General features: G+C 45.0%; 14 protein-coding genes. 13 read left to right on the forward strand and 1 reads right to left on the reverse strand.

What is annotated here, in order from left to right:
- The first annotated feature begins 15 nt into the window (after positions 1–15).
- The gene (locus LLF92_06080; GenBank protein MCE5340680.1) at positions 16–813 is read left to right on the forward strand and encodes an ATP-binding cassette domain-containing protein; all 798 of its coding nucleotides are present in this window, start codon (positions 16–18) and stop codon (positions 811–813) included.
- Between the two features lie 241 nt (positions 814–1,054).
- Here the strand turns inward: LLF92_06080 and LLF92_06085 are convergent, their stop codons facing one another.
- Entirely contained in the window at positions 1,055–1,597 is a 543-nt protein-coding gene (locus LLF92_06085; protein ID MCE5340681.1) for a DJ-1/PfpI family protein, read from the reverse strand.
- A 108-nt stretch (positions 1,598–1,705) separates the two neighbouring features.
- Between LLF92_06085 and LLF92_06090 the strand changes: the two genes are divergently transcribed.
- From LLF92_06090 to pstB (LLF92_06145), 12 genes are all read left to right on the forward strand, one after another.
- Complete coding sequence (locus LLF92_06090; protein ID MCE5340682.1) at positions 1,706–2,389, forward strand: response regulator transcription factor; 684 nt, start codon at positions 1,706–1,708, stop codon at positions 2,387–2,389.
- A 2-nt stretch (positions 2,390–2,391) separates the two neighbouring features.
- The gene (locus LLF92_06095; protein MCE5340683.1) at positions 2,392–3,681 is read left to right on the forward strand and encodes an ATP-binding protein; all 1,290 of its coding nucleotides are present in this window, start codon (positions 2,392–2,394) and stop codon (positions 3,679–3,681) included.
- Between the two features lie 49 nt (positions 3,682–3,730).
- Positions 3,731–4,672 carry a metallophosphoesterase gene (locus LLF92_06100; protein ID MCE5340684.1) on the forward strand — a complete coding sequence of 314 codons (942 nt, stop codon included), beginning with the start codon at positions 3,731–3,733 and terminating at the stop codon, positions 4,670–4,672.
- A gap of 17 nt (positions 4,673–4,689) precedes the next feature.
- A complete protein-coding gene (locus tag LLF92_06105) occupies positions 4,690–5,661 on the forward strand; it encodes a hypothetical protein (GenBank protein ID MCE5340685.1) in 972 nt (323 codons plus the stop codon).
- Positions 5,662–5,673: 12 nt separating this feature from the next.
- Positions 5,674–7,152 carry a sodium:solute symporter gene (locus LLF92_06110; protein MCE5340686.1) on the forward strand — a complete coding sequence of 493 codons (1,479 nt, stop codon included), beginning with the start codon at positions 5,674–5,676 and terminating at the stop codon, positions 7,150–7,152.
- A 90-nt stretch (positions 7,153–7,242) separates the two neighbouring features.
- On the forward strand, positions 7,243–8,283 hold the full coding sequence (locus LLF92_06115) for a prepilin-type N-terminal cleavage/methylation domain-containing protein (protein ID MCE5340687.1): 1,041 nt from the start codon (positions 7,243–7,245) through the stop codon (positions 8,281–8,283).
- A gap of 131 nt (positions 8,284–8,414) precedes the next feature.
- Positions 8,415–11,039 (forward strand): dockerin type I domain-containing protein, encoded by a 2,625-nt coding sequence (locus LLF92_06120; GenBank protein ID MCE5340688.1) that lies wholly within the window; start codon positions 8,415–8,417, stop codon positions 11,037–11,039.
- A gap of 187 nt (positions 11,040–11,226) precedes the next feature.
- Positions 11,227–12,072 carry a phosphate ABC transporter substrate-binding protein gene (locus LLF92_06125; GenBank protein MCE5340689.1) on the forward strand — a complete coding sequence of 282 codons (846 nt, stop codon included), beginning with the start codon at positions 11,227–11,229 and terminating at the stop codon, positions 12,070–12,072.
- Positions 12,073–12,090: 18 nt separating this feature from the next.
- Entirely contained in the window at positions 12,091–12,954 is an 864-nt protein-coding gene (gene pstC / locus LLF92_06130) for a phosphate ABC transporter permease subunit PstC (GenBank protein MCE5340690.1), read from the forward strand.
- Positions 12,951–13,796, forward strand: coding sequence for a phosphate ABC transporter permease PstA (gene pstA, locus LLF92_06135; GenBank protein ID MCE5340691.1), 846 nt, complete (start codon positions 12,951–12,953; stop codon positions 13,794–13,796). Before pstC ends, pstA begins: the two co-directional genes overlap by 4 nt.
- Entirely contained in the window at positions 13,790–14,542 is a 753-nt protein-coding gene (gene pstB, locus LLF92_06140; protein MCE5340692.1) for a phosphate ABC transporter ATP-binding protein PstB, read from the forward strand. The genes pstA and pstB (LLF92_06140) overlap by 7 nt, the downstream gene beginning before the upstream one ends.
- Positions 14,542–15,291: a phosphate ABC transporter ATP-binding protein PstB gene (gene pstB, locus LLF92_06145; protein ID MCE5340693.1), complete on the forward strand. Its 750-nt coding sequence runs from the start codon at positions 14,542–14,544 to the stop codon at positions 15,289–15,291. Before pstB (LLF92_06140) ends, pstB (LLF92_06145) begins: the two co-directional genes overlap by 1 nt.

Raw genomic sequence — 15,291 nt, forward strand, 5'->3', positions numbered from 1 at the left:
ATTAGCAATGGTTTAATGAAACCACAAAAGCCCATAATTGATTTAAAAAACGTAACTGTCGTTCAGGACAGCTTTAAGATTTTAAGAAACATAAGTTTCGAGATTATGCCCGGCGAGTGCTGCGCGATAATCGGGCCTAATGGGGCGGGCAAATCGGCTCTTGTCGCCGTGATTAGCGGATATTTGTGGCCGCAGGATGGTTCGGTGAGCGTTTTTGGCGAAACTTTCGGCGAAGTTGACCTTCAGAGCGTTCGCGGCAAAATCGGCATAATTGAGCCTTCACGAATGCCGCATTTCGATGAGGGTTTAACCGTAAGAGACGTAATCGCGACCGGATTATTCGGTACGTTAATGTTGCCCTTCTATCGAAAAATTACAAAGCAGCAATGGAAAAAAGTCGATTCGCAAGTCAGCTTTTTCAAACTACGAAAACAAGCCTCGCTTCCAATTGGTACGCTATCGAGCGGCGAACAGACAAAAGTACTGATAGCACGCGCGATGATATCGCAGCCGAAAATGCTGATTTTGGATGAGCCGACAAATGCACTTGATATGGGAAATCGCGCGATTGTCGTAAAGATTCTGAATAAACTTCGCAAACAAAAAAATCCGCCTGCGATTGTGATAATTTCTCATCATTTAGACGAACTGCCGAAATCCCTCGATTACGCGGTACTTTTAAAAAGCGGAAAAATCATCAGTCAGGGAAAACCACAAAAAGTGTTCACTTCCGCGAACCTTAGCAAAACTTTCGGCTGTAAAGTCAGGGTTTTGAAAAACAGAGGTATGTATCTGGCGTCAGTACAGATTTAAGATTGAAGATCCGCCTGCGGCGGACCAAACGAAAAGTTAAAAGTGAAGAGTGAAAAGTTGTGGAATCACCTGAAGGTGATGAGATTTTAAGAGATTTCTCACCACTCTAATTTTGTTTTCAAGGAAACAAAATTCTGATGTTCAAAACTAATTTACCGCCTGGGCTAAAGCCCACCCTACAAACTATTTACCCTGCGCTAATCCTTGCGCAGGATCTTCGACGCTCATGGCTCTGACTTATTTAAACGAGCATTGCCTTTGCAAGTTCTCTGCTTTTTTCGGCACCAAATAAAAGCTCAACCAATTTCAGTGAAAATTCCAAAGCGGTTCCCGGTCCCTGTGAAGTAATGCAGTTGCCGTCAACGACAACCCGCTGATTTGTCAATTCTTTCAATTTACCGCCCATTCCAGGGTAACATGTCGCTTTTTTGCCGGCAAGCAAGCCGTGATGCTCAAACACAACCGCAGGCGAGGCACAAATCGCGGCGTAAAATCGGTCCGATTCCTTTTGCTTTTTGAGCATTTCGATAAGCTCGCTACTGTCGCGAAGGTGCTCTGCGCCGGGCATTCCGCCGGGTAAGACGATAAGGTCATAAATGCTTGTTTTGCAATCTTTTATGAGGCAATCAGCTGTGATTTTTACCTTTCTGGCAGTGCTTATTTGCAGATTTTGAACTGACGCGATTGTTAAATCAGCGCCCGCCCTGCGAAGACAATCAATAATCGCTATCGCTTCAAGCTCTTCTGTGCCGTCGGCGATCGGAACAAGTACTTTTTTACTCATATTTTTATCTCCTGAAATTTTAATTAACATAATTCTAATACAATGTTAAAATAACACTAACAATGCCTAACTAAGATTATAATAAAAATAATCTTAAAGAGAAATCTTATGTCAAAAGAAAAAATATTGATTGTCGATGACGAAGAAGATGTAGTCGAGCTGGTGCGGTTCAATCTTGAAAAGGAAGGCTACAAAACGGAAACGGCGGCTTCCGGCGAAGAAGCCCTCGTGGAAGCTAAATCAAAGCAGCCCAATTTAGTCATCCTCGACCTTATGCTGCCGGGGATAGATGGACTGGAGGTCTGCAAAAAACTCAAAAGTGATTCCAAAACTGAAAACATCCCCATCATAATGCTTACCGCAAAAGGCGAAGAATCCGACATTATAACAGGCCTGGAACTCGGAGCCGACGATTATATTACCAAACCATTCAGCCCGAAAGTGCTGACGGCAAGAGTACGCAGGATTCTGCAAAGACATATTGCCCGCAATCTTGAGACGTCGGCGGTGAAAATACACGAAATTTCCATCGACCCTGCGCGGCATGAAGTAATGGTAAAAAACAAAGTTGTGGAACTTACCTTCACCGAATTTAGCATTCTCTATACTCTGGCCAAACGGCCGGGGATGGTTTTCACAAGGTATCAGATTGTCGATGCAATTCGCGGAAACGATTATCTTGTTACCGACCGCGCAATCGATGTGCAAATAGTCTCGCTACGGAAAAAACTCGGCGCGGCAGAAAAATATATAGAAACTGTTCGAGGAATCGGCTATAAGTTTAAAGACTAATTATGGCCAAAAAACTTTTTATCTGGAAACTGTATATTTCTTATATTTTAGTTATTGTCGCGACTCTCGGGACGGCAACGTGGTATTTTTCAATTCATTTCCGCCGATTTCATCTTGAGCAGACAACTGAAAAACTTACTACTTACGCAAAATTGTACGCACCGCAAATCGCTCCGCTAATAGAAGACTCCAACAATGCGCAAATTGATATTCTGTGCAAAACTTTCGGACAGTTAAGCTCGGCAAGAATCACGGTGATAAGACCTGACGGTACGGTTATTGGCGATTCCGACCAGCCCCCTGATACAATGGAAAATCATTTCAACCGAAGCGAAATTGTCGAAGCCATCAAGAAAGGTTTCGGTAAATCATCAAGATTCAGCAGTACAGATAGAAAGAATATGACGTATGTCGCGGTACCTATCGAATACGACGGCAAAACAATCGCAATTATCCGAACCGCTGTTTCCATCGAGGAAATTGAAAAGTCGCTTCATAATATTTATATCAGAATCGCTGCCGTCGGGATTATTATCTCACTTACCGCGGCTGTGTTAAATATCGTTATTATTATTTTCAATGACTCCGCGAGATTCCGCAAACTTGAGAATATCCGGAAAGATTTTGTCGCGAACGTATCGCACGAACTGAAAACGCCAATCACATCCATCAAAGGCTTTGCCGAAACGCTGCTTGAGGGCGACTTGACAAATCAAGCTCAAACACGCCAGTTTCTTGATGTTATAGCGAAAAACACTCAAAGACTCGATGCAATTATAGACGACCTCTTGAGCCTGTCGCGGCTTGAAGACGGGCAATCAAAAAGAGACCTTGTGTTCAAGACGGTTTATCTAAAAACCATACTGGCAAACGCGATTGAATTATCACACATTAAAGCACAGCAAAAACAAATCACCATAACACTGAACTGTCTTGACGATTTGAAGGTAAACGCCAACACGCTGCTGCTGGAACAAGCGGTATTCAATCTAATCGACAACGCAATAAAATACAGCGAAGCCAACAAAACCATAAAAGTCGTCGCAAGAGAATCCGAAAAAGAACTGCTGATTTCAGTGGAAGACAACGGCTGCGGAATGGAACACAAACATTTATCCAGAATTTTCGAGCGGTTCTATGTCGTGGACAAAAGCAGAAGCCGAAAACTCGGCGGCACCGGGCTGGGACTGGCAATTATAAAACATATCGTCGGGCTGCACAAAGGTTCGGTCAATGTCGAAAGCTTACCCGGCACAGGCAGCACCTTTACAATTCACTTGCCCAGAACATAACAATCCTTTATCATGAGTGGTTTACGGCATTTTGCTCGAAAGGATTGGTATGAAGATAAAAAACTTCAGATTATATGTTTTTTTGTTTGTTCTGATTCTGCACTTTGGTTCTGCGGGTATCTTCGCAAGGGATATTCTTTTCTACACATGGTCGGATACGCATTTCGGAGCCTGCAATAATCAAAACCGGCTCGATGTAATAACGCAAATGAATAAACTGCCCGACACACCATACCCTGCATATTACGCAGCGGGTAAACCTGTCGGAATGCCCGCGTTTCTGATAAACCTCGGCGATATTACTGAAAGCGGGAAAGCATACCAGTGGAACGACACCAACGCACCGGATTACGCGAGCTATATTCAAACGATAAAAAATTTAATGCCCGACTGTCCGACTTATGAAGTGCTCGGCAATCACGACTGCAAAAAAGAAAATGTTGTACGTCAGAAGGTCGCTGAAAAATTCGGCAAAACATATTATTCCTTCGACGTGAACGATGTTCACTTTGTCGTACTCGACCCCTATACAGCAGGACTTGTCGCCGCTCCGGATTTGGATGCCAATCAGCTCGACTGGCTGGAGAAAGATTTGGAAAAACTTCCGAAAGACACTTACATCATTATCGCAATGCACGTTCAGCCGGATGCCAACGCGAATACCGACCGCTCAAGCAAATTGGGCGAAGAAAGCTCGGCGAAACTTGCGGCCATTTTGAAAAATAAAAATGTTTTGGCGATAATGCACGGACACTGGCACAAATTAAACGCTGCGGTTTGGAACGGCATAGATGTTATAAGCCCTGCCGGCTATGTTTACGGTATTCCCGGGTGCAGTTGCGCAAACAGACATTGCAGTCAGGTTTGGGGCATGATTCATATTACAGATATGACGATTACCAGTCTTGCGTATAACTGGGAGTTCGACAGATGGGAAACTGAAAAAGAAATCGTGCTGAAAAAATCTTTGCCGGAAATAAAGAAAAATTAACAAGCGGAAAGTAAATTATGTATTATCTTGGTGTTGACGCAGGCGGAACGAAAACGACAGCGATATTGGCTGATGAAAACGCAAATGTCATACAGGTCGTCAAAATCGGCAGCGGAAATGTCGTTTCTCTTGGGCAGACTAAAATAACAGAATTAATCAAAAATCTGCTTGCGGAGTTTTCATCGAAATGCAAGCCGGAAAATATAAACTCATCAACTTTCGCATTTGCCGGCGCAGGCCGAAAACCCGAAAGAGAAATTTTAGAGGCGGCTCTGAAAGATAACCGCTTAAGAAATTTTCGCATAATGACCGACGCAGAAATTATGCACTATTCAATTTTCGGCAGCGGCGATGGTATTCTTGTCATTGCAGGCACCGGGTCGGTATGTCTTGTGCGAAGCCGCAACAGCAGCGGTAACGGCAAATTAGTTCAGCTTGGCGGAAACGGATTTCTGCTCGGCGACGAGGGCAGCGGCTACTACATCGGCAGGCAAGCAATAAAAAAAGCCCTCGACGATGCAGAGATTGGCAGGCAAGTAAGTTTGCTGACTGAAAAAATTATAAAATTTTATAATTTTCAGCAGCCTAAGGAATTTGTCAGCAAAGTTTGCTTTTCAGAACATCCGCAAACAGATATTGCGGCAATTGCACAGGTCGTTTGCGATTTGGCTGAACAGAACGATACACAAGCACTTGAAATTATCAACAACGCGAGCAAAGCATTGACCGATTTGGCCGTTAAGGCGATAAAACATTACTGCCCCGCTGATGCGGAGTTTTATAATATCACGCTGGGCGGCGGAATTTTACAGAAAGATTCCGTTGTCGAGCGGGCATTCAAACGACAAATGCAAAATTATAATTTTGAAATCGTTTACCATTCCGCGAAGATGTCTGCGACTGCGGCGGCGGTGATGTATTCGATGGTACAAAATGACCTGCGGATTGATGAAGCGATGATGCAAAAATTGAAAAATATTAAAATATAACCGAGGACAGGGATGACCTTTTCAACGATTGATGTTTTTATAGTGGTTATTTACATAACAGTTTCAATCGCTTTCGGCTTTTGGATGGGCCGAAATCAAAAAGGCACAACCGATTATTTTCTCGGCGGCAGGCACATTCCGTGGCTGGCGGTAACGTTCAGTATCGTAGCCGCTGAAACAAGCGTTTTGACATTCATCAGCATACCGGCAGTGTCGTATCTGGGCGACTTACGCTTTATTCAGTTGATTATGGGCTATGTCGTCGGAAGGCTTGTTGTAGCTGCAATAATGATACCTGCGTATTATCGGGGCAATATCGACACGGCTTATCATTTCCTCGGCAAACGCTTCGGACAAAAAATGCGGAATATCGCGGGCATTACTTTCATGGCGACGCGGCTTTTTGCCGACGGCGTTCGGCTGTTCGCAACGGCAATCCCGCTTGCGCTTATTCTCAAGAACAGCAGTTTCTTCGCTTGTATTTCCGACAGAAATATTTATATCATCGCGATTATTACCATCGGGCTTGTTACAATGATTTATACCTGTTTCGGCGGAATTCGTTCCGTTGTGTGGGTTGACGTGATTCAAATGGGCGTTTATGTCGGCGGAGCGATTCTTGCAGTTATAATAATCATTTCAAAACTGCCGAGCGGGCTTTCTATCCCTGCGGGAAAATTCCAATGGTTTTATCTCGGCAGCGATTTATCCTTCGTACAATTTATCAAACAGCCATATTCGTTTTTTGTCGCCTTCTTCGGCGGAGCTATTTTCACACTCGCTTCTCACGGCACCGACCAGTTAATCATTCAGCGTGTTCTTGCCTGCGGCAGTAAATCGGCGAGTCAGAAAGCAATAGCAACAAGCGGTTTGTTAGTGTTTCTGCAATTCGGGCTGTTTCTTTTTCTCGGCATTCTGCTGTTCGCGTATTACAAGGGACAATCCTTCGCTCAACTCGGCCTGCTGCGTGCTGACGGTATTTTCCCGAAATTTATAGTCGAACAGATACCATCGGGAATTTGCGGCTTTATTGTGGCAGCCCTTTTCGCGGCGGCGATGAGTACGTTGGCGGGAAGTCTTTCAAGTCTTGCTTCCACTACGGTGCTGGATATTTACGTGCCGCTTTTCGGCAAAGATAAATCGCAGCAGCAGCTTTTGAAGCTTTCAAGAATCGCTACATTTATATGGGGTATAATTTTAATCATCACCGCGATAACATTCATCAACCTTAAAGGCACAGTTGTTGAGACGGCTCTTGGAATCGCATCTTACACCTACGGCGGACTGCTTGGCGTTTTTTTGCTCGGTCTGTTTTATAAAAAAGCCATTCAGCGCGACGCTATTATCGCATTTTTCACGGCTATTATTGTGATGACCGTTGTAATTCAAACTGTAAAAATCGCCTGGCCTTTATATGTAGTCATCGGAAGCGCCACCGCAGTTACAACGGGTATTATTTCATACAATATCTTCAACTTCAGACAAAAATAATTTATGTATTTTTAACACTAATGTAATCAGTTCCTAAAGACGCCTATTTATAATTACCTTCGAAAAATTAATTTATTTGGAGGCTATTAAATGGACGTTAAATTAGGACAACAAACACACAAAAAAGGTTTTACGTTGGTCGAACTGCTGGTGGTGATTTCAATTATCGCTATGCTGCTTGCAGTTTTAATGCCGGCGCTAAGCAAGGCGAAGAAACTGGCGCAAGGCGTCGTCTGTGCGGCACATATGCGAGGTATCGGCACAGGAATGCTCGCTTATGTAACAGAATTTCAGTATTTTCCCGCTTCGTATTTGTATCCATCAAATGCAACCGGCGGATACAGCACCTTAAATCAGGACCCCGGTCACCCCTACGGCTATCTGCACTGGTCGTGGTATCTGTTCAATTCAGGTAAAGTTGACGGAAAACTTTTCAGTTGCCCGGCAATGAAAGGCGGCGGCGCACCAAGAACCAATCCAGGACCAAGACAAGAAGATTGGGAAAAAGGCCAGCAGGATCAGGGCGGACAATCAAGCCCAAACAGCCTTATGGATAAACAGGCGCCGAGAATATCAATTACTGCCAATGCCGTGATTATTCCGCGAAATAAGTTTACTTCACTATTGGCCGGCGGCGGTCAGAGAGTGAACCGCTTTGTCAACGGCGGCGAATTGCGAAATCCATCTTCACTTATTATGGCAACGGAATTCAATAATAACTGGAAAGCACTGGGAAATGAGCAAGGCAGCGGTGTTTTAGTCAAGAGCCATCGTCCAATCCTCGCGTTTTCGCATACAGGTACAGGCTACAAAGACAATGCAGTTTATCAGGCGCCGCTGAATACTCCATATTACGTTTACGGCGACAACAACGCGACAAGAAACTTCGGTTTAAAACCTATCAAAGAAGTCGAACAATCCACAGACTTACTCGACGGCGGAGCAGGCCATCCAATCAATGCGGTCGGCCGCCATCATTCAGGCAGCGGTTCAACAAAAGAGTTCGGCGGATGTGCGAACTTCATCTATGTTGACGGACACGTCGCAAGAAAATCAATCCTTCAAACGCTTGAAGCCCGCGAATGGGGAACAAAATTCTACAGCATTACAGGAAGAAACGATGTCAAATAACATAATAATTTACGCAATGTTTTTCAAGTTAGGACTGATAACGCTAATGGTTATCTCAATGGCAGTATGTGATTATAAAAGTTGTATAAGAAGAAAAAGATTGAGTTAAATTTAATGGAAGGAAGATTAAGATGAAATCATTTGTGAAAAAAACCTGTTTAGCGGCACTTATTTTAGCTGTGGGCGCGTTGACGAATCAGCTCTATGCCCAGCAGCATCAGGTAAACATCAGCGGCGCGACGCTGTTCGCTGATTTTTTTTCCGCACCGGCATCAACAAACGATTATATCGATGCGGACGGCGACGGCCTGTATGGCTCTCTCGAGTATGCGCCGTGGACTGACCAGTTGGCAACAACGTACAGCACTTCCGGCTGGTCGTCATACTGGTCGGTAGCATATCGCGGCGTAGGTTCAGGCAGCGGACTGACAGACCTTGTTAACTGGTACAACAGAGACCCTGAACTGTTCACAGACCTGACCGTTCCGGCAGATTTCGGCTACATCAACCGAATCGAGTGGGCAAAAGCAGGAGTCATGAAACCAATCGCGGACCCATATCTACCGGGCGGATGTCCAGTTGACCCGTGCAACATTGACATCGCGGTTATGGACGTTCCAACAACGTGGTTTGTTTACACCGGAGCAGATACAGATGCGCAATGGAACAAAAAACCTGCACAAACCGGTTATGGCAGAAACCCGGTCAAGTGCTGGAATACAACCCAGAGCAATAAATTGAAAAGCCTTGGCGCTCTTAATACAAACACAACATCACCAAACGCACAAACAGTATTCGATACAGAAATCGCCTGGGTTCCAATCGCGATTATCGCAAATCAGGGCGTTGGTCTTCCTTCGGGAAATATCAGCGCAGAACAACTGCAATACCTCAACGTAACGGGCCGTATGCCAAGCGGTGAAAATCTCGCAGCGGTAACGCGCGACAGCGGTTCGGGCACACGAAATGGTGCAATGAACACTCTGGGCGTTGACCCAAGCTGGGGACGCGGCGATAACATCGGCACAAAATTCGACGCTGAAGCAGAAACAATGCTTGGCAAAACTCATAAATATACAAATTGCGGCGGTTCAGGCACATTGGAAAAAGCAGTTGAAACCAGAAGACTCGCTGTTGGTTATACGGGCCTTTGCGGTACGAGCCGAGCACGCGGCGATGTTTACAGCGGAAGATACGAAGTATGCAGCGTGAAAAATATCGGCGGCACAACTTATATCCGTCCGACACTCGATAACATTCTTGACAACGGCAATGCTGACAGCGGCTGGAGAATCGGCGGAAACGAAACTTTCGCAACAGTTGGCGATCCAAATCAGGACGCGACTTATGCGATGGCAAATCCTCACGCTGCCGCTTACATCAACAACATAACTAAAAGTATCGCAGACTTTGTTGATTCCACCGAATTAAGCTTAAATTACAATATGCCAGGCGAATATATGGCTTATAATTATTTCCTTGTGGCTTCTATTGATGCGATGCCGACATCTGCCGACCCGACAGTCTTCGCGGCAAACGCGAAACTGAATCAGTCATTGCAGGATTTCGTGCGAGCAAGCGACCACGAGCTTAAAACTTTACCTATACCTGCTTACGGTTCAATGAAACTGTCAGGTATCGCTCCGAACAGAACAGGTCTTTCAGGCAGCGCAACCTATAGCGACGGCAGAACATCGTCATACATCGACAACGGTGAAAACGGTGGAAACGAAGTTGTCGGCGGTTCTACCTCGCTTTCAGAACGCAATAAAGTTTCCGGCGATTTTAACTATGCAGGCACAGAGAAACACAAACGCAATGTAAACGATATCGCTAAATTAGTTGAAGCAGTAAAAAATCCGAGAGCCTTTGAAGCAGGCGTAAATCACGGCGGATATTACGGCACACAGGCCGGCGATTACGTAGTTCCGGAAATTATCGGCGATTTTGACGGCGATGGAAATTTCGTTGCCGCTGACATTAGATATTTCGCAGACGGCCTTGCGATTGACGCAGTTACGGGAAATCTTGACCGCAGTAAAGGTTTTACCCTTGTTGACCAGTCGGATAAAGCTACCGGCGGCAACGGAAACTATTTCAATACTGCCCTTGCGACAGGTTTAGCTTATGAACCAAATTCAGGCTGGTCAAAAGCTGATATCGCGGGCAAAGAAATCAGTTCTACCGACCATAACAACGTTAAGGTAACGCCCGGTGCAAATCCTGTTGCGGCAGACGGTGTCATCAACGCAAAAGATATCGACTGGATATGCACAGTTCTGCGAGGTGGAATAAAGGCCGCAGCTCTGGGACAAACACCTTCAGTTAATTCCGATGTTCACAGTAACGTTCTGAACTGGAACAATCTCGATGACGCATCGTGGATGGATTTGAACTGCGATATGAACGGCGATTTGATTGTTGACGGCGAAGACCTCGACATAGTAGTTATCGACATTCTCGGCACAAACTACGGCGATGTAAATCTCGACGGCGAAATTAATGCTGCTGATAGAGACATTATCGTTGCAAACATAAGCACAAGCTACGGCAAAAGCTGGGCTGACGGCGATATTAACGGCGACGGCTACGTAACAGCGGACGACCTTGCAATGTACAGAAATATACAGCTTGAAGTTTTCGCAAGTTACTGGCTTGAGACCTGTTCTTCGCCGGATTGGTGCGAAGGTATGGATTACAATCACAGCGGAAGAGTTAATTTTGTGGACTTCGCTACCTTGGCGCAAAACTTATAATAATCCAAACTGTGAATAGTATAGTCTCCGGCATAAGTCAGTTGGCAGGAGATGGAAGATTAGCAGGTGTGTCCAAAATGACACACCTGCGTTTTTAACCAACTTTTAACTTTGTCCTAACAGAATCCTAACATATCTTTAGTATTATTAATATAGACTATAGTGGTATAATTTAAAGGAATATATTATGAAAAAATTATGTATTGTTTTGGTCGTTTTATTCGCATCTGCATTCGCATCGGCGGCATCTAATATGCTGCAGGTTAAAGGTTCTGACACAATGGTCAACCTCGGTCAGGCTTGGGCGGAAAGTTATATGGAAACCAATCCGCAGGATTTCATATCTGTAACCGGCGGCGGTTCAGGTACAGGGCTATCCGCTTTGATTTCCGGAACGTGCGATATTGCGATGAGTTCCAGAGATATCAAAAAAAAGGAAATTGAATTTGCCGGCAAAAAAGGTATCAAACCTTTCGAGATTAAAGCAGCCCTTGACGGTCTGGCAGTTGTTATAAATCCCAAAAACACGGTTGTTAAATTAACCATGGACCAGCTCGCCGACATTTTCACCGGCAAAATTACAAACTGGAAACAGCTTGGCGGACACGATGGCAAAATCGTTCTTCTATCAAGAGAAGTCAATTCCGGCACACACGTTTATTTCAAAGAACACGTCTTGCGAAAAGGCAATCCGGCAGGCACTGAAGAATTCGCACCATCGGCACTTATGCTTTCTTCATCACAGGCAATCGCCGATGAAGTGGCGGGCAACGCAGACGCTATCGGTTATTATGGTATGGGATATATTTCACCAAAGCAAAAGCCTGTCAGTGTCGCCAAAGACGCAAACTCGGAATACATCGCCCCGACTATTGACAACGTCGTCAGCGGACATTATCCAATATCACGTCCATTGTACCTTTACACAAAAGGTGAACCAACGGGATTAGTAAAGAAATTCGTCGACTTTATCCTTTCAAAAGCAGGACAGGAAATCGTCGTTGCAACAGATTTTGTTCCAGTGTCGAAATAACTTCAATACAAGATTATTATGCGTAAGATAAAGGAATTCTTCATAGAAAAATTAATCCTGCTTTGCGGACTGGCGTCCATATTTTTCGTGGGATTGATTTTCATATTTCTGCTCAAGGAAGGTTTTCAGGTTTTAAAAACTGTTTCTTTGGGGAAATTTCTGTTCGGCAGCAAATGGTATCCCATTTCCGAACCTGCGCAGCTCGGTATTTTGCCCCTTATCCTCGGCTCGCTTTTAGTAACATTAGGCGCAGCAGTTATTTCAATACCAATCGGCGTCGGCAGCGCAATCTTTATCGCTGAAGTCGCGCCGGCAAAATTAAAAGAAATTCTTAAAGCAGGCATTGAGCTTCTCGCCGCGATTCCAAGCGTAGTGTTGGGCTTCATCGGAATGGTAACGTTAGTGCCGTGGGTAAAAACACTCTTTCATCTTCCTACTGGATTAACGGCGTTGTCCGGCTCGATTATGCTGGCGTTTATGGCAATGCCTACAATTGTTTCAATCGCAGAAGACGCTCTTTATTCCGTTCCGAAATCATACAAAGAAGGCGCGTTGGCTTTGGGAGCAACGCAGTGGCAGGCAATCTGGCGAGTTATGCTGCCTGCGGCGTCGTCTGGAATTTTGGCCGCTGTTATGCTCGGCATCGGTCGCGTAATAGGTGAAACTATGGCGGTGATGATGATAACCGGAAACGCGGCAGTGCTTCCGCATAGTATTTTACAACCGGTGCGAACGCTGACTGCGACAATCGCCGCTGAAATGGGCGAAGCTGTCGTCGGCAGCGAACATTATTTCGCGCTGTTCGCAATCGGCATAGTTTTGTTTGTCATAAGTTTTGGAATTAACGTAACGGCTGATATTTTCCTGCACAGACGAAAATGAACTCTAAAAAATCACAAAAAATAGCTTTCTTTTTACTGCTGCTTGCAACGCTGCTTATCGTTGTGCCGGTCGGTCTGATTGTTGTTATCATCATTCAGAAAGGCATCGGCGGAATAAGCTGGCAGTTTCTTACCGATATCCCGCGTAAAGGAATGCGGGAAGGCGGAATCTTCCCCGCTATCGTCGGAACGTTTTACCTTGTTACGGGCGCAATTGTTTTCGCGCTGCCGGTGGGTCTGCTTGCCGCGATATACTTGAGCGAATACGCAAAAGACAATTTCCTTACACGAATGATAAAACTGGCAATCGTTAATCTGGCGGGTGTGCCTTCGGTAGTTTACGGTCTGTTCGGGCTAGCGATTTTCGTAATATTTTTCAACTTCGGCACTTCAATTCTTTCCGGTTCGCTGACACTCGGTATTATGATACTGCCGGTGATTATCACAACTTCACGAGAGGCGCTCGAAAGCGTGCCATATTCATTCCGTGAGGCAAGTCTGTCGCTTGGCGCAAGCAAATGGCAAACTATCAGGCACATCGTTTTGCCGAACGCGATTCCGGGAATCTTGACCGGAACGATACTCGGCCTTGGCAGAGCGGCAGGCGAGACGGCTCCAATACTTTTCACCGTCGCGGCGTTTTATCTGCCGAGATTGCCTAAAGGCATTTTCGACCAGGCGATGGCGCTGCCCTATCATCTTTATGTAATTTCAACGCAGGTGCCGAATGTCGATGAAAGCATCAGATACGGAACCGCCCTTGTCCTTTTATTTCTTGTACTGTTTATGAATCTTATCGCTATCATCATTCGATACAAGTTCAGGAAGCAAAAGAAATGGTAAATACTAAAATTGAAATCACAAACCTTGATATCTGGTTCGATTCAACTCCGGCGGTGAAGAATCTGACTTTGAAAATTTACGAAAATGAGATTTTGAGCATCATCGGCCCGTCTAACAGCGGTAAAACAACTTTCCTGCGGATGCTGAATCGACTTAATGAACTTGAGTCGAAATTTAAAATAAGCGGCATCGTGAAAATGGACAGAAAAGACATAACTAAAATGGATGTCGAGCTGCTGCGGAAAAAAGTCGGAATGGTTTTCGCCCTGCCGCTGCCGCTGCCGCTGTCGATTTTTGACAACATCGCTTATGGCGCACGAATGCACGGAATCACGAACAAAAAGAAACTACAGGAAATTGTCGAGCAGGCACTTCAAAAATCGTATCTATGGGAAGAAGTCAAAGACAGATTGAGCACGTCAGCGTTTAAACTTTCCGGCGGCCAACAGCAAAGACTTTGCATCGCAAGAACGCTTGCCGTCGAGCCGGAAGTTATTTTGTTCGATGAGCCTTGTTCGGGTCTTGACCCTATTTCGACGGCTAAAGTCGAAGAAGCCATGCTCAAACTTAAAAAAGATTATACGATTGTTCTCGTTACCAATAACGTCAAACAGGCCGCTCGTGTCGGCAGCAGGACGGCGTTCTTTTTGAATGGCGATTTAATTGAAGTTGACAACACCGACAAAATATTTACAAATCCGTCAAACCAGCAGACCGACGATTACATTCGAGGAAAATTCGGCTAATGAATATACAAGTTGAAAATTTGAATCTTTGGTACGGCAAGTTTCAGGCGCTGATAAACGTAAATGCCGTGTTTTCTGAAAAACTGATAACCGCGATGATCGGTCCTTCCGGCTGCGGAAAATCAACTTTGCTGCGGACATTCAACCGGATGAATGATTTAATCGACGGCGTGAAAACATCCGGACAGATTCTGATTAATGACGAAAACATTTTCGAGCCGGAGACAGATTTGGTTACGCTGCGGAAAAAAGTCGGTATGGTTTTCCAGCGGCCTAATCCTTTTCCGCTTTCTATTTATGAAAACATAGCGTTCGGTATGAAGATTCACGGCTCGGCAAAGCGAAGTATGCTCGACGAGGTTGTGCAGCAGAGTCTTCAGCAGGTTGACCTTTGGGACGATTTAAAAGATAAACTGAAAAAATCCGCGTTTAGCCTTTCGTTAGAGCAGCGACAAAGGCTGTGCATCGCAAGATTAGTTGCGGTCAAACCGGAGATTCTGCTGATGGATGAACCGTGCTCGGCGCTCGACCCGCAATCGACCGCGAAAATCGAAGAATTAATGCGTGAACTCAAGCATAATTATACTATAATAATCGTTACGCATAATATGCAGCAGGCGGCTCGTGTTTCCGATGAGACTGGATTTATGCTGCTTGGCGAATTGGTTGAATTCGGAAAAACCGAAGATATATTCACGAAACCAAAAGATAAAAGAACTGAAGACTACATTACAGGCCGATATGGCTAA

The sequence above is a fragment of the Planctomycetaceae bacterium genome, from assembly GCA_021371795.1.
Lineage (GTDB): Bacteria > Planctomycetota > Phycisphaerae > Sedimentisphaerales > UBA12454 > UBA12454.